The 21,213-nt window shown below is 33.8% G+C and carries 17 protein-coding genes, 2 tRNA genes and 1 pseudogene; 16 read left to right on the forward strand and 4 right to left on the reverse strand.

What is annotated here, in order from left to right; genetic code table 11:
• A pseudogene (locus CVD18_RS16520) lies at positions 1–498 on the reverse strand (hypothetical protein); the annotation flags it as partial.
• 324 nt (positions 499–822) lie between these two features.
• On the opposite strand from CVD18_RS16520, the gene CVD18_RS16525 reads away from it, so the two are divergent.
• The gene (locus CVD18_RS16525) at positions 823–2,466 is read left to right on the forward strand and encodes an AraC family transcriptional regulator (RefSeq protein WP_158250478.1); all 1,644 of its coding nucleotides are present in this window, start codon (positions 823–825) and stop codon (positions 2,464–2,466) included.
• A 133-nt stretch (positions 2,467–2,599) separates the two neighbouring features.
• On the forward strand, positions 2,600–2,764 hold the full coding sequence (locus tag CVD18_RS22665) for a hypothetical protein (protein ID WP_158250479.1): 165 nt from the start codon (positions 2,600–2,602) through the stop codon (positions 2,762–2,764).
• A gap of 184 nt (positions 2,765–2,948) precedes the next feature.
• On the opposite strand, the gene CVD18_RS16530 is transcribed toward CVD18_RS22665, so the two are convergent.
• Positions 2,949–4,091: an acyl-CoA dehydrogenase gene (locus tag CVD18_RS16530; protein ID WP_103866537.1), complete on the reverse strand. Its 1,143-nt coding sequence runs from the start codon at positions 4,089–4,091 to the stop codon at positions 2,949–2,951.
• 467 nt (positions 4,092–4,558) lie between these two features.
• Between CVD18_RS16530 and CVD18_RS16535 the strand changes: the two genes are divergently transcribed.
• The 10 genes from CVD18_RS16535 to CVD18_RS16580 all read left to right on the forward strand — a co-directional run bounded on the left by CVD18_RS16535 (position 4,559) and on the right by CVD18_RS16580 (position 12,981).
• On the forward strand, positions 4,559–5,785 hold the full coding sequence (locus CVD18_RS16535; RefSeq protein WP_103866538.1) for a Glu/Leu/Phe/Val dehydrogenase dimerization domain-containing protein: 1,227 nt from the start codon (positions 4,559–4,561) through the stop codon (positions 5,783–5,785).
• A gap of 28 nt (positions 5,786–5,813) precedes the next feature.
• A complete protein-coding gene (gene nhaB, locus CVD18_RS16540; RefSeq protein WP_103866539.1) occupies positions 5,814–7,283 on the forward strand; it encodes a sodium/proton antiporter NhaB in 1,470 nt (489 codons plus the stop codon).
• 89 nt (positions 7,284–7,372) lie between these two features.
• On the forward strand, positions 7,373–8,059 hold the full coding sequence (locus CVD18_RS16545) for a MotA/TolQ/ExbB proton channel family protein (protein ID WP_103866540.1): 687 nt from the start codon (positions 7,373–7,375) through the stop codon (positions 8,057–8,059).
• Between the two features lies 1 nt (position 8,060).
• Complete coding sequence (locus CVD18_RS16550; protein ID WP_103866541.1) at positions 8,061–8,453, forward strand: biopolymer transporter ExbD; 393 nt, start codon at positions 8,061–8,063, stop codon at positions 8,451–8,453.
• A gap of 2 nt (positions 8,454–8,455) precedes the next feature.
• Positions 8,456–9,349 carry an energy transducer TonB gene (locus tag CVD18_RS16555; RefSeq protein ID WP_103866542.1) on the forward strand — a complete coding sequence of 298 codons (894 nt, stop codon included), beginning with the start codon at positions 8,456–8,458 and terminating at the stop codon, positions 9,347–9,349.
• Positions 9,350–9,358: 9 nt separating this feature from the next.
• On the forward strand, positions 9,359–10,576 hold the full coding sequence (locus CVD18_RS16560) for a folylpolyglutamate synthase/dihydrofolate synthase family protein (protein ID WP_103866543.1): 1,218 nt from the start codon (positions 9,359–9,361) through the stop codon (positions 10,574–10,576).
• A 79-nt stretch (positions 10,577–10,655) separates the two neighbouring features.
• Positions 10,656–10,730, forward strand: a tRNA-Val gene (locus CVD18_RS16565).
• Between the two features lie 76 nt (positions 10,731–10,806).
• A tRNA-Val gene (locus tag CVD18_RS16570) sits at positions 10,807–10,881 on the forward strand.
• A 234-nt stretch (positions 10,882–11,115) separates the two neighbouring features.
• Complete coding sequence (locus CVD18_RS16575; protein ID WP_103866544.1) at positions 11,116–11,766, forward strand: 4'-phosphopantetheinyl transferase superfamily protein; 651 nt, start codon at positions 11,116–11,118, stop codon at positions 11,764–11,766.
• A 129-nt stretch (positions 11,767–11,895) separates the two neighbouring features.
• On the forward strand, positions 11,896–12,981 hold the full coding sequence (locus CVD18_RS16580) for a DUF2652 domain-containing protein (RefSeq protein ID WP_103866545.1): 1,086 nt from the start codon (positions 11,896–11,898) through the stop codon (positions 12,979–12,981).
• On the opposite strand, the gene murF is transcribed toward CVD18_RS16580, so the two are convergent.
• Both murF and gldJ read right to left on the reverse strand, forming a co-directional pair.
• Entirely contained in the window at positions 12,978–14,258 is a 1,281-nt protein-coding gene (gene murF / locus CVD18_RS16585; protein WP_103866546.1) for a UDP-N-acetylmuramoyl-tripeptide--D-alanyl-D-alanine ligase, read from the reverse strand. The two genes, CVD18_RS16580 and murF, sit on opposite strands and share 4 nt — an antisense overlap.
• A 77-nt stretch (positions 14,259–14,335) precedes the next feature.
• A complete protein-coding gene (gene gldJ, locus CVD18_RS16590; RefSeq protein ID WP_103866547.1) occupies positions 14,336–16,012 on the reverse strand; it encodes a gliding motility lipoprotein GldJ in 1,677 nt (558 codons plus the stop codon).
• A gap of 476 nt (positions 16,013–16,488) precedes the next feature.
• Here gldJ and porV point away from each other — a divergent pair, with 476 nt between their 5' ends.
• The 4 genes from porV (at position 16,489) to CVD18_RS16610 (ending at position 21,103) form a co-directional block, all read left to right on the forward strand.
• Positions 16,489–17,664, forward strand: a complete 1,176-nt coding sequence (porV, locus tag CVD18_RS16595) for a type IX secretion system outer membrane channel protein PorV (RefSeq protein ID WP_103866548.1) — start codon at positions 16,489–16,491, stop codon at positions 17,662–17,664.
• 185 nt (positions 17,665–17,849) lie between these two features.
• Positions 17,850–18,332 (forward strand): cytidine deaminase, encoded by a 483-nt coding sequence (locus CVD18_RS16600; RefSeq protein ID WP_103866549.1) that lies wholly within the window; start codon positions 17,850–17,852, stop codon positions 18,330–18,332.
• Between the two features lie 164 nt (positions 18,333–18,496).
• Positions 18,497–19,498 carry a pyruvate dehydrogenase (acetyl-transferring) E1 component subunit alpha gene (pdhA, locus tag CVD18_RS16605; RefSeq protein WP_103866550.1) on the forward strand — a complete coding sequence of 334 codons (1,002 nt, stop codon included), beginning with the start codon at positions 18,497–18,499 and terminating at the stop codon, positions 19,496–19,498.
• A 3-nt stretch (positions 19,499–19,501) separates the two neighbouring features.
• Positions 19,502–21,103: a pyruvate dehydrogenase complex dihydrolipoamide acetyltransferase gene (locus tag CVD18_RS16610; protein ID WP_103866551.1), complete on the forward strand. Its 1,602-nt coding sequence runs from the start codon at positions 19,502–19,504 to the stop codon at positions 21,101–21,103.
• The last annotated feature ends 110 nt before the right edge of the window (positions 21,104–21,213 follow it).

The following is a 21,213-nucleotide window of genomic DNA, read 5'->3' on the forward strand; positions in this document are numbered from 1 at the left end:
TCTAGGTAATTCCCTGTTTCCTTTGCCAGATTCAAGAAAGAAAATATCATCACTCTCTACAATACCTTCAAAACCATTAGGAACAGCCCCTTCAAAGGCACTTAATATCTTATGCCGCCAGTCAAATGAAGTTTGGAGACAGATACCTGTCTGTTCAGCACATTTCTTTATCGAATTGCCTAATAGCATATGGTACAAATAAACACTAAGCAAGTTCCCCTTTTTTAAACCAAAAGTAACTTTACCTGTAGTTTCCCTAAAATACTTCTTGCACGATTTACAAAAATAACGTTGCACACCATTAGCCTTGCCATTTGCACGGATATCGATGTCTTGACAATTAGGGCAATGTAGTGACTGGATTTGTTGCACCTCGGAATGAACAGTATACAAGTCAGGCTCTGAAGGATCGACCATAGATAATAGCTCCCTAATTACGGTCTCACGACCCAATTCATCTAGGCTTTTGAAAAATTCTGTGAAAGATTCTGGTACCATTTGCACTTGTTTTAAAACAAAGATAACTAGTTAAGTCGTATTATAGAATATAGCTTTTCTTTTTTATTGAACTTAAGAAACTAATATGTAAATAGAGCTTGCATTTTTTAAGGTATTTTGATGAGAAGTTATAAATTTCACTTTATCCTTTTTTTATATTTAAATTCTTTTTTTACTAGAATAATTACCTTTTTGAAGTTTAATATTCTTTGTATGTTTGTTTGAAATTAGGTTTAAGATTGATTCTTATCTCTTATTAGAATGCATATGAAAGTTATTTACTTGTTTGTTGTATTAAGGTGTTTTGTGCCTACTTTGTATTCTATGCAAAAGCAGAAAGAGGTAGATTCTATTTCTTCAGATTCGTTACAACAAAAATTATTAGTAGAACTGAAACTATTGTTTTGGAAGAGTGAAAATAAAGGTTCAGTTCTTAGAAATAAAATAGCTAGTGCATATCTTTTTAAGGCCAAAAAAATAATGGATAAAGAAAAGATAGCCGATGGATATCAAATGTTTCTTTCTATCTATAAAAAAGATTCTCATATATCATTACAATATGTAGACTCTATTATAGGGGTAACTAAAGAGTTGAAAAATAATCATTATCCTTCTACAGGATATATGATGAAAGGAAATATATTAAGCGCAATAGAACAGTATGATGAAGCATTAAAAGCATATTTGATTGCTAAACAATATGCAGAAAGGAATAATAATGCACAACAATTGATTGGTTTAAAGCATAATATAGCATTGTTGAAAACTACTTTAGGAAAAGAGAAAGAAGCTTTGCAAGTATATAGAGATAATTATAATTCTTTAGAAAAACAAGGTAGTGTTATAAAGCATAGTCAGATTTATATAGCCACGTTGTATAAATTATCGGATAGTTATAATGGAATTAAACGCTATGATTCTGCATATTTTTATCTAAAAAAAGGTATTAAAGCTAGTCTGTCTAATAAGTATAAGTTTTATTACCCGAATTTTTTATTTATTTATGGAATCAATAGCTACCACAGAGAGGAGTATCAATCCGCTATTGATAGTTTGAGAAAAGCATTGGTTTTATCCAAAGAAGATGTGAATGATATAAATGTAAGAAAGGGGTATTTGTATTTAGGGAAAATCTATTTACATCTAAAAGAAGAAGGGAAAGCACTATACTATTTAAAAAAAGTAGATGAAATAACTACTGAATCAAACTACAGATTAGAAATAGGGGAGACGTTTACATTATTACTGGATTATTATAAAAAGAATAAAGATCAACATAATCAGTTAGAAATAATGGAAAAAATGCTACGGTATGAAAGCATTTCTAATATAAAATATAATCGATTAAATAACTCCATTGTAAAAAAGTATGATATCCCACAATTGATCAAAGATAAAGATCAATTGATAAGTGAAATTAGAAATGACAATAAGTTTTTGACTTATACATCAATATCTTTTAGTGTTTTTTTGATCATATCAGTGAGTTCTTTTTATATTTATTTTTCTAAGAAAAGGAAAAATAAATATAAAATTCAATTAAATAAAGAACTAGAGAAGGTTAAAGCTATAGAAGATAAGAAGGTAAAGGTTGTGAAATCGAATAAGGATCTTTCTGCTAAATTAATAAAGGAAATACTTGATAAGTTGAATGATTTTGAATGTAATCAAGGATATTTAAAAAACGACCTTACTCTAATTAAGGTTTCAAAAAAAATAAAAACAAATTCTACCTATTTATCTAAAGTGATCAATATGGAAAAGCAAAAGAATTTTGCAAATTATATTAATGATTTAAGAATAGAATATTGTGTAAGTCAAATAGAAACTAATGAAAAGTTTAGACAATATTCTATCAAGTCAATTGCAAAGGAGGTCGGTTTTAATAATATACAATCTTTTGCAAAAGCTTTTTTTAAGAATAAAGGGTGTAATCCAGTAGAATATGTAAAAAGAGTTACGGGCTAGTTAGTCGTGATCCTTTTATCTTTAAGGAAATAGGTAAATATTTATAAAATTTAAGTTTTAATGTAAGATTAAACGATCTCAATAAAGATTAACTTCTTATTTTTAAAATCTAAAAGAATCAAATTAAAATATAATGAAAGGAAAAAATAAAATCAAGCTTCAAAAAATTAAAATTGCAAAATTAGATGATTCAATGAAATTTCGGATTAAGGGAGGAGATGATTTTGGGAAAACTAATAGTGCTGGTTGTGTTTCACAACCCCCTTGTCAATCGATAATTGATGTAGCTGATGAATAAGAAGCCATGTATGTAATTATAGTATATAGAGGTGCAATTCTTGATGTATTTTGTTTAATTTAAAATTCAGTTCAGATAGGGGTGAATTTACGTTTTGGAGAAAATATAGATAGAATATCTAAAATAAAAAAGCCCAGTTTGTAAGACACAAACTGGGCTTTTAAAATTGAGGGTTTTTAACTAATTAATCTCTAAGAATACTTCTTGAAATTACGATTCTCTGTATTTCAGAAGTTCCCTCATATATCTGAGTTATTTTAGCATCTCTCATTAAGCGTTCTACATGGTACTCTTTAACAAAACCATTACCTCCATGAACCTGCACAGCTTCAACAGCAACATCCATTGCTACCTCAGAAGCATATAATTTTGCCATTGCACCAGAAAGATCATAATTCTCATGATTGTCTTTATCTTTTGCCGCTTTGTATACAAGCATTCTTGCAGCCTCAATTTTGGTGTGCATGTCAGCAAGTTTAAAAGCGATAGCTTGATGATTCATTATTTCTGTTCCAAAAGCTTTACGTACTTTAGAATATTCTTTTGCCAGTTCATAAGCTCCAGAAGCAATTCCTAAAGCTTGTGCTGCAATACCAATTCGGCCACCAGCTAGTGTTTTCATAGCGAATTTGAATCCAAAACCATCTTCTCCAATTCGATTTTCTTTAGGAACTCTTACATCATTAAATATAAGAGAGTGAGTGTCACTACCTCTTATTCCAAGTTTATCTTCTTTTGGGCCAATTTCAAACCCTTCCCATCCCTTTTCAACTATAAAAGCATTGATACCTTTATGTTTTTTTTCTCTATCTGTTTGGGCAATAACCAAATAATAATCTGCAGAGTTACCGTTGGTGATCCAGTTTTTTGTACCATTAAGGATATAATGATCTCCTTTATCTATAGCAGTTGTTTTTTGAGAAGTGGCATCACTACCTGCTTCAGGTTCCGATAGGCAGAAAGCTCCTATTGATTCTCCTGTAGTAAGCTTGGTTAGGTATTTTTCTTTTTGCTCAGCATTTGCATATGTGTCAAGTCCCCAGCATACCAGAGAATTATTTACAGAGACAATAACAGAGCAAGAGGCATCTATTTTAGATAATTCTTCCATTGCAAGAACGTAAGAAATTGTATCCATTCCACCTCCACCATATTCAGGAGAAGCCATCATACCAAGAAAGCCAAGTTCTCCCATTCTTTTTACTTGTTCAGTGGGAAATTCTTGCTTGTTGTCGCGTTCGATTACACCGGGTAATAATTCTGATTTGGCAAAATCACGAGCTGCGTCTCGGATCATTAACTGCTCTTCTGATAATTTGAAGTCCATATTTCTTTATAATTTACTATGCGTGCATAACACGAAATTCGTACTTTTTAATGAAAAAAAAATGGGATACCCCCCCTTTTTTTAGTAATTCTACAAATATAAGCTATAATATAATAGTTTTACTGTTTTTTTGATTTTTTGAGAAAATCACTTTTGGTCATATATGTCGGGGAATTTTTGTGCATTCTTTGATAAACCATCTAAGTTGTTTTTCTCCTATAAAAAAGATCTCCCTTAATTTACTATATTTTTATTTTTATTTCAGGTTTTACCGTATTTAGTTTTTTATATTTGTGAAATCACATTTGATTGTAATTCGATTTATTGTAATATCAAGAAATATGACTCAACTCTAACCTCCGTATGGAGGATTATTTTTAATTTAAAAGTACGATAGTAAATATGTTGTTTTTTGAAATATGTTTTTGAAAATACAATTGGTTATTCAATAAATTGAAATTTTAAAAATGAAAGAGTTATTAAGTAAATACGAAAATAAAACACCTGAAATAGTTTTTAATTGGAAGGATTCTGAAACCGAAGCCGAAGGATGGACTGTTATAAATTCTCTTAGAGGAGGAGCAGCTGGAGGAGGTACAAGAATGCGTAAAGGATTGGATATGAATGAGGTTCTTTCTTTGGCAAAAACTATGGAGGTTAAGTTTACAGTATCTGGTCCCTCAATAGGAGGAGCAAAGTCAGGTATTAATTTTGATCCTGATGATCCACGCAAAAAAGGAGTGCTTAAACGATGGTATAAAGCAGTCTCTCCGTTATTAAAAAGCTATTATGGAACTGGTGGAGACCTTAATGTAGATGAGATACATGAGGTGATCCCTATTACCGAAGAATGTGGTGTATGGCACCCTCAAGAAGGAGTTTTTAATGGTCATTTTCAACCTACAGAAGCAGATAAGATTAATAGAATAGGACAGTTGCGCCAAGGAGTAATCAAGGTGCTGGAAAATACTATGTTCTCTCCCGATGTAGATAAAAAATATACTGTAGCAGACATGATTACAGGATATGGAGTTGCAGAAGCAGTAAGACACTATTACACTATCTATGGCGGCGAAGTAAAAGGAAAGAGAGCTGTAGTGCAAGGTTTTGGTAATGTAGGCTCGGCAGCAGCTTATTATCTTTCAGAGATGGGAGCAAAAGTTGTGGGAATTATTGATCATGCTGGTGGATTGATCAAAGAAGAAGGTTTTTCTTTTGAAGAGATTAAGGAATTGTATCTAAATAAAAAAGGGAATAAGTTATATAAAGAGCAACTTATTCCTTTTGAAGAAATGAATGAAAGAGTATGGTCGTTACCAACAGAGATTTTTGCACCTTGTGCGGCATCTAGATTGATTACCAAAGACCAGATAACAAAAATGATTGACTCTGGATTAGAAGTTATCTCATGTGGAGCGAATGTTCCTTTTGCAGATAGTGAAATATTCTTTGGGCCTATTATGGAATATACCGATGAGAAAGTAAGTTTGATACCTGACTTTATTTCTAATTGTGGAATGGCAAGAGTCTTTGCATATTTTATGGAAAGAAAAGTGCAAATGACAGATGAAGCTATTTTTAAAGATACCTCAGAAACGATAAAGAAAGCAATTCAGGATCTTTATAATAATAAACAAACAAAAACCAATATAAGTAAGACAGCATTTGAGATAGCCCTCAAACAGCTAGTCTAAATATTAATTGTATTAACCAAGTAAAACTATGTTCAAGTATTTTTTAGGGAGCAGTCCAAAATGGTTTAAAGCCGTAATGGTAGGATTTTTAATTTTTAATGTATTTTCTTATTTCTTTTTAGGACCAACAATAACGTCCTGGTTGTTTATAGCAGAATTTATATTTACGCTGGCAATGGCTCTTAAATGTTACCCGTTGCAATCGGGAGGATTATTAGCCATCCAAATATTAGCATTAAATCTTACTACATCAAAAAATGCATACCATGAAGTTGATCAGAACCTAGAAGTGGTTTTACTATTGGTTTTTATGGTGGCAGGAATATATTTTATGAAACCTTTACTGATGTATATCTTTAGTAAAGTTTTCACAAAAATAAAATCTAAAGTGGTATTGTCGCTGTTATTTGTATTTCTAGCGGCAGTACTTTCTGCATTTTTAGATGCATTGACTGTAACTGCTGTATTGATAAGTGTTGCAGTAGGGTTTTATGGTGTGTATCATAAGATTCATTCAGGATCAGGAGATTATAATGAGAGTGGTGTGCTGGATAAAAAAGAATTGAGTGGAGAGACTCTAGAGCAATTCAGAAGCTTCTTGCGAAGCTTAGTGATGCATGGAGTTGTGGGTACAGCACTAGGAGGTGTGTGTACCTTGGTAGGAGAACCTCAAAACTTATTGATAGGTGAGCGAATGGGATGGGATTTTATACAATTCTTTCTGAAAATGGCACCAATTTCATTGCCAGTTTTTGGGGCAGGAATGATTACAACAGTAATTTTAGAAAGCACAAAATCATTTGGTTTTGGAGAGAAATTACCAGAGGTAGCTAGAAAAATTATAGAAAATTATACAGAAGAAGAGGATGCAAATCGGTCAGAAAAATCCAAATATGGATTAATAGTTCAGGCAGTATCTGCATTACTTTTGATTGCAGGTCTGGCATTGCATTTAGCGCCAGTTGGATTAATAGGTTTAGCGTTAATTATAGTGCAAACTGCTTTTATGGGAATTACTGAAGAGCACCAACTAGGAAAAGCTTTTGAAGAAGCTCTACCTTTTACAGGATTGATCGTCGTTTTCTTTGTTATTGTAGCAATGATCCATGATCAACATCTCTTTAAGCCAATTATTGATTGGGCATTAACCTTAGACGCAAGTCAACAACCGTCAATGTTTTATGTGGCAAATGGAGTCTTGTCAATGATCAGTGATAATGTCTTTGTGGCAACTGTTTATATAGGAGAAGTTAAGCAAGCGTTTGATAATGGAGTGATATCAAGAGAGCAGTTTGAGAAACTTGCTATTGCAATTAATACAGGTACAAATTTACCAAGTGTTGCAACACCAAATGGTCAGGCAGCGTTTTTATTCTTGTTAACTTCCTCTTTGGCACCATTGATTGGATTGTCTTATACCAAAATGGTGAAAATGGCTTTTCCTTATACAATAGTTCTTGGAGGTATTGGTTTATTAGGGATAATATATATACTATAAAATAAGACATACTTAACCTACAGAATTAACGTTAGTATACTAAACTACTAAACTACTAAATTAACGAAATCAAAATGACATATTTATCAATGCTTGGCGCTTTGGCCCAGAATACCCCAGAAATTGAGACACCAGTAGAAGAGACTTCATTATCGATCATGGATCTTTTACTTAGTGGAGGAACAGGAGCGATAGTTATTATAGGAATCCTTTTTGTATTGCTGTTTGTTGCAGTATACATTTATTTTGAAAGAATATTTGCTATTAAAGCTGCTTCAAAATATGACGAAGGCTTTATGGATAAGATTAGAGATAGTGTAGTAAACGGTAAAATAGAAGCAGCAAAGATACTTTGTGCTCAAACAAATAATCCTATTGCTAGATTAACAGAAAAAGGAATTTCTAGAATAGGTCATTCTTTAGAAGATATAAACAAAGCAATAGAAAATGCAGGTAGACTTGAGGTGTATAAGCTAGAGAAAAATGTAAGTATTTTAGCTACCGTAGCAGGGGCTGCTCCTATGATTGGTTTCTTAGGAACAGTAATTGGTATGATTATAGCATTCCATAATCTGGCATCGAGTTCAGGAACTGCTGATATGGGAGTTTTGGCAGAAGGTATTTATACCGCTATGACAACAACTGTTGGAGGATTGGTAGTTGGTATTATAGCCTATATAGGTTATAACCATTTGGTAGTAAGAACAGATAAGGTGATTCATAGTATGGAAGCTAACACGGTTGATTTCTTAGATTTGTTAAACGAACCTGCATAATATGAATTTGAGAGGAAGAAACAAAGTAAGCCCAGAATTTAGTATGTCATCTATGACAGATATTGTATTTCTGTTATTAGTGTTTTTTTTACTAACATCTCCTGCGATTACTCCAGAAGCTCTGGATTTGATATTGCCTAAGGCAAAAGGAAAAAGTTCTAATGTGCAGAATATATCTGTAAGTATTACTAATAAATTGCAATACTATATAGACGAGGAGCGTATAAGTCAAAGTAGTTTAGAATCAACATTAGTATCTAGACTAGAAGGAAAAAAAGAACCTACGATTATTCTCAGAGCAGAAGAAGGAGTTCCTATAGAGAAGGCGGTTGGAGTAATGGATATTGCAAATCGAAATAAATTTAAAGTAATATTGGCTGTTAGGCCAGAGTGAAAATGATAAAGCTAGATACAAAACATAAAAGAAAATCATTTGTACTTACAGTACTAGTACATTTAGGTATTATTTTCTTGCTGTTTTATCTGAGTTTAAATTATATAGATGTAGAAGAAGAAAGTGGTATTGCTGTAAATTTTGGAACTACAATGACTGGGTCAGGAAAAACTCAACCTGATAAACCAATTAAGTCATCTCCAAGACAGACAAGCCCAGAGGTGTCTTCTTCTACCCCAGAACCACAAGAAGAGTCTCCTGAGATTAAAGATAAGGTTATAACTCAAGATATAGAAGATGCACCTATAATTGAGAAAAAACTAAAAAAGCAACCTAAAAAAAAGGTGGAGAAGACAAAAGAGGTATCTAAGGATAATCGCAAGGAAACTTCAAAAAGTAAAGTAGAGAATAAACTTACGGAAAAAAAAGAGGAGAAAAAGCCGGACCCAAAGCCAGATAAATCTACATTGGATGTATTAAATAGTTTTTCCAACGGACCGAAAAATGATGGAAAAGCTAAAGGTGGAGAAGGGGATGATAATTCTCCTGGTGATAAAGGAAGCCGTGATGGAGATCCTAACGCCAAAGCGTATTATGGGACAGGAAAAGGACTGGATGGTGATGGTAATTATAGACTAGGAGGAAGAAAAGCACTTAATAAAAAAAAGCTTTTACCTGATTGTAATGAATCAGGAATTGTTGTGGTGCGGATAGAGGTAAACCAAAGTGGTAAAGTAGTAAAAGCAACACCTGGTGTCAAAGGAACAACCAATAGTGCTTCTTGCTTAATGGAACCTGCAAAAAAAGCGGCTATGGCTACCAAATTTAATAGTGATTCTAAAGCTCCTGTAAAGCAAGTAGGAACCATTATTTATCAGTTTCAAATTTCAGAATAATTATAGTGTATGAATTATAGGGAGACCCTGAATTGGATGTTTGCCCAATTACCGATGTATCAACGTCAGGGAGCTAGTGCGTATAAAATAGATCTTCAAAATACTATTCAGCTAGCCGCATATCTCAAAAACCCAGAGAACGCGTTTAAGAGTATTCATGTAGGAGGGACAAATGGTAAGGGTTCTGTGAGCCATATGCTGGCTTCTGTAATGCAGGAAGCAGGGTATAAAGTTGGGCTGTATACTTCTCCGCATCTCAAGGATTTTAGAGAACGTATTCGGGTGAATGGAGAGAAGGTGTCCGAAGCATATGTAGTAGATTTTATAGCAAGTCATCAGCGTTATTTTGAAACCAATCAGTTGTCATTTTTTGAAATGACAGTAGGAATGGCATTTCAATATTTTGCTACATCAGAAGTAGATATAGCAATCATAGAGGTTGGACTAGGTGGTAGATTGGATTCTACTAATATTATTACTCCAGAAATATCTGTTATTACTAATATTGGGTTAGATCACACTCGTTTTTTGGGAGATACTATACCAAAAATAGCAAAAGAAAAAGCTGGGATTATCAAAAAGAATATACCTGTTGTTATAGGTAAAACTATAAAAGAAGCAGAAGAAGTTTTTGTAAAGACATCAAGAAAGCTTCATAGTAGGTTATACATTGCAGAGGGTTTTGAAGGAGAAGCATATACTTCTGATCTGAAAGGGTATTATCAGAAGGAAAATATAAAGACAGTTTTGCAGACAGTAGAGGTGATGAAATCTGTAGGCTGGGAAATATCTGATCAGTCTATAAAAGAAGGTTTACTACAAGTGAGAAAAAACACTCATTTATTAGGTAGATGGTATATATTACAAGAAGAACCAAAAGTAATTTGTGATACTGCTCATAATGAAGGTGGGTTATTGTTTGTTATGAAGCAACTGTCTGATGAGAAATACGATCGTCTTCATATTGTTTTAGGGGTTGTTGATGATAAAGATTTGGATACGATTTTGCCTTTATTTCCAATGCATGCACAATACTATTTTGCAAAACCAGATATTTTGAGGGGGCTAGATGCAGAAAAACTGAAGAAAAAAGCAGTAGAGTTTAATTTAGTAGGGAAAAAATATGACTCGGTTACAGATGCGTATGAATCTGCATTACAGCAAGCTACAAGTAATGATGTTGTGTATGTAGGGGGGAGTACATTTGTAGTTGCAGAAATACTCTGATTTTTGCAAAAAAACTTTTGGTAGACAAAAAAACTATGTTATATTTGCATCCGCAATCACAATATGGATTGTGCTTTTAGGGCGCTTAGCTCAGTTGGTTCAGAGCACTTGGTTTACACCCAAGGGGTCAGGGGTTCGAATCCCTTAGCGCCCACTACGATTTACAGATGTTGTAAATTGTGTTTAGGATGATAAGTTGATAAAATCATTTTAATAATAATATTGTTTTAGGGCGCGTAGCTCAGTTGGTTCAGAGCACTTGGTTTACACCCAAGGGGTCAGGGGTTCGAATCCCTTCGCGCCCACAGAAATAAAAAATCCATACAATTTTGTGTGGATTTTTTGCTTTTATACTATTCTTAATTTGTAATTTTCTAGGATCAAGCACAAAACCTATGTTTGTGCAAATATTCTAGTTTGTTTAATATCAATATGGGGAGAAGTGGTTTTGATGCAGAACTCACTTTTTTGTAATTACGTAGTTTTTATGTGTTTTTAGGAGGTATGTGTGTATTTTCCTTTTTAATTCAAATAAAAGAATGACTCAAATACTTTATTCATATATACATAAAGAAAATCATGAGTACTTATTACAAAATATAGCGCTTGATTTTCCAGTTCAATTTTATAAAAAGATTTTAAGATATAGAAGGTGGCAGGATGCGCAGTTGTCATTGTTGGGTAGGGTGCTCTTGGATAAAGGGTGTAGGAATATAAATAAAGAAATCAATCAAGAAAAAATACAATATACAGCGTATGGGAAACCATATATAGAAGAAGGAGGGGTGAAGTTTAATATTTCTCATTCGGGAAATATGGTTGTTTGTGTTGTGACAGAAGACTGTGAGGTGGGGGTGGATATAGAGGTGATTAGAGATGTAGATATTTGTGATTTTAAATCACAGATGACAACATTCGAATGGCAAAGAATAGTCTCTTCTCAGGATAGTAGGAATTCATTTTTTGAGTATTGGACACAAAAAGAAGCAGTTATAAAAGCGCATGGAATGGGGCTGTCAATTCCTTTAAAATCTTTTGAGATAGACAATAATCAAACAAATATAGAAGGGGTAGATTTTTTTACAAAAGAGGTTGATATCGATGATGGTTATAGGTGTTATTTAGCTTTTGATGATCAAGAAACAATGTTGGGTATGCGGTATAATATGATTAATGTTGATGAGTATTAAAGCTTCAGGTAGAGTAGAGAGAAACATGATTCTTATTTGTTGTAGTGTTATTTTTAAAGAATATAACGACTATTTAGAATAGAAAAGATAATTGTAATTGTGGCTGTCTAATAATAAGAGTAGGGTTGTATGATAAATTCGTTGCTTTTTATACCTGATATCTCAGGGTTTACGCATTTTGTTCAGAATACAGAGATTGCTCATAGTCAACATGTGATTTCTGAATTATTAGAGGTGCTCATTGAGGCTAATACTCAGGGTTTGAAATTGGCTGAAATAGAAGGGGATGCGTTGTTTTTTTATAAAGAAAATGAGATTCCTTCTCAAGAAAAGTTGTTAGCACAGGTTGAAACCATGTTTACTGCATTTTATAGCCACCTCAAACTTTTAGAGAAAAATCGTATTTGTCCTTGTAATGCATGTGCAACAGCGCCAAATTTACAATTGAAAATAGTAGTTCATTGTGGCGAATTACAATTTATTACAGTGCAGAATAAGCATAAGCCTTTTGGAGAATCAGTTATAGAAGCTCATAGATTGCTTAAAAATTCAATAGCAAGTGATAATTATGTTTTGATAAGTGATAAGGTGTCTGCAATTGTTGGGCTTCGAGAAAACTATAGGAGTAAGCTGTATGATTTTGTAAAAGGAGGAGGTGTGTATGATGGTAAAGAGATTGGTTATTTGTTTTCTACTATAGATAATTCAAAGTTAAAACTTAATTCATATGTGGTTCCGGAAGTGGTAGTGTTGGATCATCCCCCATCTGTAGTTTTGACTAAAGAGTTTGATGTAGAGGCAATACAATTACTGGAGTATATAACTAATTACAGTTATCGTCATTATTGGGTGAAAGGCGTTGATAAAATAGAGTATAATCCTGACGAAGTTACACGATCTGGTACAGAGCATGTGTGTGTTATTGATGGTAAACGATTAAATTTTACTACAATTACTAAAAAGGGAAATCCTGGTGAAATTGTATATGGAGAACGAACAACTGATGTTCCTTTAGAAGGTTTATGTCAGTTTTTTATTATAAAGTCGATATCTGATAAAAAATGTTTATTGACAATAGAAGTGTACCCAGAAACAAGATCTTTGTTGAGTAAAGTAATGCTGTTTCTGTTTGTCCAAAAAGCGATTAGAAAGTCTGTAAAGGCTTCTGTAGATAATTTAAAAGAGTATGTTCGGGGCAATACGAATATTGATTAAAGAAAGTCTAATATTCTTTCAAGTTTCATTCCTCGGGAGCCTTTGATAAGGATAGTGTTTTTTTTACTATTTAGGTTCCAGTTATTTTTTAAATCTTCATAAGAAGTATATTTCTTAATGCGGCTATCAGTATTTGTCGTTTCATAGAAAATATTTCCGATTAGGTATATTTTGTCGATCTCTACATTGCTTATTTGATCTACTATTTTTTGATGCTCTAGTAGAGATTCTTTACCTAACTCGAACATGTCTCCTAAAAAAACAATTTTATTTTTGTCGGGTAGTTTGGTAAAATTGGCTATGGCGGCTTCCATACTTGTTGGATTTGCGTTATAAGCATCAAGGATAATTGTGTGCTTTCCCTCTTTTATGATTTGTGAGCGATTATTGGTGGGGATATAAGATGCAATCGCTTTTTTGATAATGGATGTGCTAATTTTAAAATAATTTCCAATAGCAATAGCTGCTGCAATATTGGTAAAATTATATTCTCCAATTAGGTGACTAGAAATTGTTGTGTCGTTGTAATAGACGGCTACATTAGGTGTGCTGTTTGTGATAGAGATGTTAATATCACTCTCGCTAGAAGAGGTAGCAAAGCTGTAAATATTCATTCCAGAGGCAGCATCGGTGAGTTTTTTGTCATCACGATTTAGAAAAACGAGTTTGTTGTGTTTTTTTAAGTAATCATAAAGCTCTGTTTTTCCTTTTAGAACCCCTTCTATGCTTCCAAAACCTTCTAGGTGTGCTTTTCCTATGTTTGTAATATACCCATAATCGGGTTTTGCAATTTCACATAATAATTTTATTTCTTCTAGGTGATTGGCTCCCATTTCTACAATCCCAATTTGTGTTTCTTTTGTCATAGATAGCAAGGTGAGGGGAACGCCAATATGATTGTTTAAATTGCCAAGGGTAGCTGTTGTTTGAAAGCTTGAAGAGAGAACACTGTTGATGAGTTCTTTTGTAGTTGTTTTGCCATTACTACCAGTTAATGCTATGATGGGAGTATTAAGGTGATCACGGTGAAAAGAAGCGAGGTCTTGTAGTGTTTTGAGGGTGTCATTTACAAGAATATGTTTTTCTGAGGTTTTGTAAGTTGCTTCATCTATGATAGCATATGATGCTCCAAGTTCTAGAGCTTTTTGTGCATAAGTATTGCCGTTGAAATTTTCTCCTTTTAAAGCAAAAAATAGACTATTCTGTTTAATTTTTCTAGTATCAGTGCATACGCCATGACTGGATATAAACAATTGATGTATTTGATTGATAGTCATTAATTAGATGATGTTAAAAAAGCCCTGACAAAATTGTACAGGGCTTTGGTATTTATAAACGAACTTTGATTTATTTTTTATCTTTTAGGCTTCTGGTGTCTTGGTGTCTTTTTCTTTCTTGCTTTGGTTCCTACACGAGACATTGCGTTTCTGAAACCGATATAGTCGGTTGCCATGTCTTGAGGCATAAATCTTCTTTGTGCAGGGTCTAGCCAGTATGCTCTGTCTTTCCAAGAACCACCTTTGTATACACGTACCTTGTCATCTACGATTGTAGTTCTTTTGCTAGACTCATCATATCGTCGATCCATTTTGGTGCTATCTTCTGCGTCTGGGCCTACATGATGGATGGGAGCATTGTACATTCTTCTGTTAGGAGTATTTTCTTCTTGATACCCTTCGTAATATCTAGAAGAGCTTTTGTCACCATCTCTATAGTTTCTATTGTCACTATCGGTAAAGTTGGTTCTCATGTATGTTTCGTTCTCATCGATAGGAACTTGTAAAATTCCACCAGGTAATACACGAGCAATTATTTTACCATTACTAAGTGTATCATATACTATAGAATCGGTCATTACGATCTTTACAGTTCCGTCAGGATTAATAGCGTTTTTTGTATATACATTACCTCTGTAGTAGTTGAAATCATTGTACTCATCATCTACAATTGGTCTGTATACATCAGCAACCCATTCTGCAACATTTCCTGCCATGTCATATAATCCATAATCATTAGGATTGTATGATTTTACAGGAGCAGTAATATCGGCTCCATCATCACTCCATCCAGCGATTCCACCATAATCACCATCACCTTGTTTAAAGTTTGCTAATTGGTCTCCTCGTGTTCTTCTTTGCCCTGATCTGGTGTATTTTCCATTCCAAGGATATTTTTTTCTACCTCTATAAATATTATAGCTTCTGATCTCTACAAGACCTAAAGCAGCGTATTCCCACTCAGCTTCGGTTGGTAGTCTGTATTTAGGTAAAAGTAATCCATCTTTTCGTTGGATGTATAATCCTGTAGAATCATTGGTTTTTGCGTATCTTTCTGAAGCTCTACCACCTCTGATGGCTTCATCATTACCTCCATAAGTTTGAGAAGGTGCATTTAAATATGTGTCTGTATCAAAAGTGCTTTCTGCAGAAACGTCTTCAAAAGGAGCGTTTTGCTTTATAACATCTTCTTCTTCAAGAATTCTTTCGTTAACGCGATTTGTTCTCCAGTTACTAAACTCTACCGCCTGAATCCAATTTACACCTACAACTGGGTAGTTAGCATATGCTGGGTGACGTAAGTAGTTATTGGTCATCATCTCGTTAAAACCAAGTCGGTTTCTCCAAACCAAAGTATCAGGAAGAGCTCCGTAATAAATGTTTCTGTATTTAGGTTCTGTGGGAGGGTATACACCTTTTAACCAATCTAGGTATTCTAGATACATTACATTGGTCACTTCCGTTTCATCCATATAAAAGGATTGAACATGCTGTTGAGTAGGAGTATTGTTCCAGTCATGCATTACATCATCTTGTACACGACCCATGGTAAAGGTACCTCCTTCGATAAAAACAAGTCCAGGACCAGTTTCTTGTTCTTTGTAGTTGGTTTGCACCTGAAATCCACCATCTTTGGAATTGTATTTCCAACCAGTGGCTCTAGAACTACTCCCATAGTCGGTTTTAGAGCAACCAAACAGTAGAACACTAACGGAAAGCGCCATTAGCGACTTAAAAATAAACGCGTTTTTCATAATCTTAAGTTCGTTAAGTAGAAATTAGGGCTTGCAATATAAATAATAAACGTTAAAATTCCCCTAATTTTTTCAAAATATTATTAATTCACAGTTTTTTGCGAATTTATAACGACTTTGGTTTAACGCAATATTAAGGAGTTTATTATTTAGAAAGCAAGAAAAACTTCAATTTTATGATTATAAGAAATGTTGCTTAATCTTAATTTTTGATAAAAAACATGACATGTGAATATTATGTTAAAAATATGTATAGGTGTTATTAATATTTATATTGATAGGGTTTGAATAAAAAATGCGAAATTCAAATTGTTTGTTTGGACGTGTGCTATAGGTGTCTATATGATTAAAAAATTAGATTAGATATAAGATATTTTTAAAATCAACGTTATAAACAAGCAACTTAAAAAAAATAAGAACTCATTATTCTTACTAACTAAATAACTATATATTTGTCAAACTCAATTTTAAAGGATATGAAAAAATTATTAACCATTGGGCTGGTGTGTGTTACCTTTTTAACTTCCAAAGGACAGGCTCAAGAACAAGTTAGGCCTATTACAACAGCAACTCCTTTTTTATTAATTGCAGCCGATGCGAGAGCAGCTGGTCTTGCAGATCAAGGGGTAGCAACTTCAGCAGACGCATTTTCGCAACAATGGAATCCTGCAAAATATGCCTTTGTAAAGAAAAAACAAGGGGTTGGAGTTAATTATACACCGTATTTAAGTAGTTTGGTGAACGATATATTTCTAGGAAATGTAAACTACTACAATCGTCTTAATGAATATAGCGCAGTAGCAGCTAGTTTTAGATATTTTAGCTTAGGAGATATAGAATTTAGGCAAGGACCAAATGACGAGCCAAATGTGCAGAAACCAAATGAATTAACGCTTGATGTTTCGTACGCATTGAGATTAAGTGAGCGATTTTCTATGGCGGTAGCAGGACGATATTTACGATCTGATCTTAGATTACAAGGGCCGAATAATGATGCAAGTGCTGCAGGAAGTGTTGGTGTAGATATAGCTGGTTTCTATCGTGGTGATGAGATTGCTTATAATTCTTTTAATGGTAGATGGAGAGCAGGTGCTACTATTTCTAATATTGGACCAAAAATAAAGTATGATGATGCAGGTCAAGAAAATTTTATTCCAACTAATTTTAGAGTAGGTGCAGCTTTTGATTTTATTTTTAATGAAGACAACAGGATTACTCCTTCAATAGAGTTTAGTAAGCTGTTGGTTCCAACACCATTAGATGATACGATAGATAGAGATGGTGATGGTGATGTAGACGCGGAAGATCAAAAAATTGCTAATACAGAATACAATAATAAAAGTGAATTTGGATCTATATTTTCATCATTTGGTGATGCGCCAGATGGATTTAGTGAAGAGCTAAAAGAGGTTACTTGGTCATTAGGAGCAGAATATATGTATCGTGATGTCTTTGCTTTTAGAGCTGGGTATTTTAATGAATCAGAAGAAAAAGGAGCGCGTAAGTTCTTGTCTTTAGGGGCTGGGTTTAGATATAATATTGTGAATTTAGATATATCATATTTATTTTCAACTTCTCCAGTGAAAAGTCCACTTGATTCAACACTTCGTTTTGGTCTTTCATTTAATTTTGGAGACGAATATTACGACTAGGTATAATAAAATTTAAATACTTTAAAAAGTATCATTCCGTTTTAGGTTTGATACTTTTTTTTATTTGTAGTACATTGTTTGTCTTTTTCTTAGAAAAATAATTGAAGAATTAAAGAGAATTGGTGGCAAGTAGTTTTGAAAAAAAAATGATTTGTCGGTTAAAATAAAACAACTGAGATACGCATATGAAAGAAATAGAGATAAAGTCTGTATTGCAAGTGTACGATTCGTTTGATGAGCTGCCTAATGATGTTCAGGAACTGATGCAAAAGTCTATTGAGATCAGAGATAAAGCGTATGCACCTTACTCAGAATTTTTGGTGGGTGCAGCTCTTTTGCTAGAAAATGGTAAAGTGGTTTTGGGAAATAATCAAGAGAATGCATGTTATCCATCTGGATTATGTGCAGAACGTACAGCGATATATTATGCAGGAGCTAATTTTCCTGAGATTCCCATTGTTAGTATGGCGCTTTGTGCTAAATCACTAAAGTACCAATTGATAACACCAACACCACCTTGTGGAGCATGTAGACAAGCAATAGCAGAATATGAGCTTAAGCAAGATCATCCAATTGCTATTTATTTTATGGGAGAAACTGGCAAGGTGGTAAAGTCTTTTTCTTTGGCTAATTTATTGCCGTTAATCTTTGATAATTCATATTTATAACGTTTTCGTTGATTTTATGAGCAAACTCCTTTTTCCTTAATTTCGAATATCTTATTTTTGTTTTTTATTTTCTAAAATGAATGATTGTAGAGAATAATAAATGATAGCTAGTTTTGATGCTGGCTTTATGAGACATAGTTAGACATATATCAGTATATTTATAAATGAAAAAGATCACCAAAGACGTTTACCTGCATTGGTACGAAGAAATGCTTTTCTGGAGAAAATTTGAAGACAAATTAGCTCAAGTTTACATTCAGCAAAAAGTAAGAGGTTTTTTACACTTGTATAATGGCCAAGAAGCTATTTTAGCAGGGGCATTACATGCAATGGACCTTACTAAAGATAAAATGATTACAGCGTATCGTAATCATGTACAGCCAATTGGTATGGGGGTAGATCCAAAACGAGTAATGGCAGAACTTTATGGGAAAGCTACTGGTACATCACAAGGACTAGGAGGATCTATGCATATCTTTTCTAAGGAGCATAGGTTTTATGGAGGACATGGGATTGTAGGAGGGCAAATTCCTTTAGGTGCAGGATTGGCTTTTGCTGATAAATATCATAAAAGAGATGCGGTAACACTTACGTTTTTTGGAGATGGTGCTGCCCGTCAAGGGTCATTACATGAGACATTTAATCTAGCAATGTTATGGAAATTACCTGTAGTGTTTTGTGTAGAAAATAATGGATATGCTATGGGGACTTCTGTAGAAAGAACAGCAAACCATACAGATATCTGGAAATTAGGGCAAGGATATGAAATGCCTTCTGGTCCTGTAGATGCTATGAATCCAATAAAAGTTGCAGAAGCTATGGATGAGGCTATTACAAGAGCAAGAACTGGAGGAGGACCAACATTCTTAGAGCTAAAAACATATAGATATAGAGGTCATTCTATGAGTGATGCTCAAAAATATCGTACCAAAGAAGAAGTAGCAGAATATCAAAAGATAGATCCAATAACTCAAGTCTTAGATATTATAAAGGAGAATAACCATGCTACAGATGACGAAATTGCAATAATTGACAAAAGAGTAAAGGAAAGAGTAGCAGAGTGTCAAAAATTTGCAGAAGAATCACCATTCCCAGATAAAAATGTAATGTACGATGTGGTATACGAACAAGATAACTACCCATTTTTACCACACAAACCACTATAAGTTATGGCAACAGTAATTAATATGCCTCGATTGAGCGACACTATGGAAGAAGGAGTTGTTGCGAAGTGGCTTGTAAAAAAAGGAGATAAAGTAAGCGAGGGAGATATTCTTGCAGAAATAGAAACTGATAAAGCAACAATGGAATTTGAGTCTTTTTATGAAGGAACATTACTTCATATTGGGATTGAAGAAGGAGAGACAGCACCAGTAGATCAGTTATTGGCAATTATAGGAGAAGAGAATGAAGATATCTCTGATTTATTGAATGGGAATACGGTATCGCCACCTGTTGTAGTAGAAGAAAAAGAGCGAGAATCCGCTCCCGCTTCTAGTGGGGTGACTGCTATTCCTGAAGGAGTAGAGATTATTACAATGCCTCGTCTTAGTGATACTATGGAAGAAGGTACAGTAGCTACTTGGTTAAAAAAGATTGGTGATACTGTTGAAGAAGGAGATATTCTTGCAGAGATAGAAACAGACAAAGCGACTATGGAGTTTGAATCTTTCTATAATGGAACCTTACTACATATAGGAATAGAAGAAGGACAAACAGCAAAAGTAGATGCTTTATTAGCAATTATAGGACCTGTAGGTACAGATGTGTCTGGTCTTAAAGAAGGAACGATTGCAACAGTAGCACAAGAAGCAACACCTGTAAAAGAAGAAAAGAAAACAGAAACTATAGTTACAAGCTCTATAGGATCAGAAAGCTCAGGAGGTAGAATATTTGCTTCGCCATTGGCAAAGAAAATAGCTGCAGATAAAGGGATTGATCTTTCTGAAATCAAAGGAACTGGTGAAAACGGACGTGTAGTAAAGAAAGATGTAGAATCATATACTCCATCAGAAACAGTTAATACTGCAACACAGTCTGTAAAAGAAGAAGTGGCTACTGCTGTACAGACTTTTACTCCTGCAGGAGAGGAAAGTTTTGAAGAAGTGAAAAATTCGCAAATGCGTAAAGCAATTGCTAAAAGTCTTTCAGCTTCAAAATTTACAGCACCACATTATTATCTTACAATAGAAGTTGATATGCAAAATGCAATGGCTTCTCGTAAAAACATTAATGAATTACCAGATACAAAAGTATCTTTTAATGATATGATAGTCAAAGCATGTGCAATGGCTCTTCGTAAGCACCCACAAGTTAATACACAGTGGACAGATGCAACAACTCGTTATGCTAAGCATATCAATGTTGGGGTTGCTGTAGCAGTGCCAGATGGATTAGTGGTTCCTGTTTTGCCTTTTGCGGATCATATGTCTCTTACTCAAATAGGAGCAAAAGTAAAAGATCTAGCAGGTAAAGCTCGTAATAAGAAATTGACTCCTCAAGAAATGAGTGGTAGTACATTTACTGTATCAAATTTAGGTATGTTTGGAATTCAGGAATTTACTTCTATTATCAATCAACCTAACTCAGCAATATTATCGGTAGGAGCAATTGTAGAAAAACCTGTGGTAAAAAACAGTCAGATTGTAGTTGGTAATACGATGAAATTAACACTAGCTTGTGATCACAGAACGGTAGATGGAGCTACTGGAGCACAATTTTTACAAACATTAAAACAATATCTAGAAAACCCAGTTACTATGCTGGCATAGACAGATTGTCGTTTGATATTTATAATTCATAATGGCTTAGTTATGATTTGTATATGTTTTATCTTAGCCTAAATTTTATTTTTGATGATTCCTGAAGATTTCAAAGACTT

Origin of the sequence: Aquimarina sp. I32.4, from assembly GCF_002924285.1 — a bacterium.
In the GTDB taxonomy this organism is placed as follows: domain Bacteria; phylum Bacteroidota; class Bacteroidia; order Flavobacteriales; family Flavobacteriaceae; genus Aquimarina.

What these genes read in the sequence shown, in the direction of transcription:
- pdhA (WP_103866550.1), top strand. Translation starts at nt 18,497, where the DNA reads ATGAAAAAGATCACCAAAGACGTTTACCTGCATTGGTACGAAGAAATG.
- CVD18_RS16560 (WP_103866543.1), top strand. Translation starts at nt 9,359, where the DNA reads ATGAATTATAGGGAGACCCTGAATTGGATGTTTGCCCAATTACCGATG.
- porV (WP_103866548.1), top strand. Translation starts at nt 16,489, where the DNA reads ATGAAAAAATTATTAACCATTGGGCTGGTGTGTGTTACCTTTTTAACT.
- CVD18_RS16525 (WP_158250478.1), top strand. Translation starts at nt 823, where the DNA reads ATGCAAAAGCAGAAAGAGGTAGATTCTATTTCTTCAGATTCGTTACAA.
- CVD18_RS22665 (WP_158250479.1), top strand. Translation starts at nt 2,600, where the DNA reads ATGAAAGGAAAAAATAAAATCAAGCTTCAAAAAATTAAAATTGCAAAA.
- CVD18_RS16535 (WP_103866538.1), top strand. Translation starts at nt 4,559, where the DNA reads ATGAAAGAGTTATTAAGTAAATACGAAAATAAAACACCTGAAATAGTT.
- murF (WP_103866546.1), bottom strand. Translation starts at nt 14,258, where the DNA reads ATGACTATCAATCAAATACATCAATTGTTTATATCCAGTCATGGCGTA.
- CVD18_RS16555 (WP_103866542.1), top strand. Translation starts at nt 8,456, where the DNA reads ATGATAAAGCTAGATACAAAACATAAAAGAAAATCATTTGTACTTACA.
- CVD18_RS16550 (WP_103866541.1), top strand. Translation starts at nt 8,061, where the DNA reads ATGAATTTGAGAGGAAGAAACAAAGTAAGCCCAGAATTTAGTATGTCA.
- CVD18_RS16580 (WP_103866545.1), top strand. Translation starts at nt 11,896, where the DNA reads ATGATAAATTCGTTGCTTTTTATACCTGATATCTCAGGGTTTACGCAT.
- CVD18_RS16575 (WP_103866544.1), top strand. Translation starts at nt 11,116, where the DNA reads ATGACTCAAATACTTTATTCATATATACATAAAGAAAATCATGAGTAC.
- CVD18_RS16600 (WP_103866549.1), top strand. Translation starts at nt 17,850, where the DNA reads ATGAAAGAAATAGAGATAAAGTCTGTATTGCAAGTGTACGATTCGTTT.
- CVD18_RS16545 (WP_103866540.1), top strand. Translation starts at nt 7,373, where the DNA reads ATGCTTGGCGCTTTGGCCCAGAATACCCCAGAAATTGAGACACCAGTA.
- CVD18_RS16530 (WP_103866537.1), bottom strand. Translation starts at nt 4,091, where the DNA reads ATGGACTTCAAATTATCAGAAGAGCAGTTAATGATCCGAGACGCAGCT.
- CVD18_RS16610 (WP_103866551.1), top strand. Translation starts at nt 19,502, where the DNA reads ATGGCAACAGTAATTAATATGCCTCGATTGAGCGACACTATGGAAGAA.
- nhaB (WP_103866539.1), top strand. Translation starts at nt 5,814, where the DNA reads ATGTTCAAGTATTTTTTAGGGAGCAGTCCAAAATGGTTTAAAGCCGTA.
- gldJ (WP_103866547.1), bottom strand. Translation starts at nt 16,012, where the DNA reads ATGAAAAACGCGTTTATTTTTAAGTCGCTAATGGCGCTTTCCGTTAGT.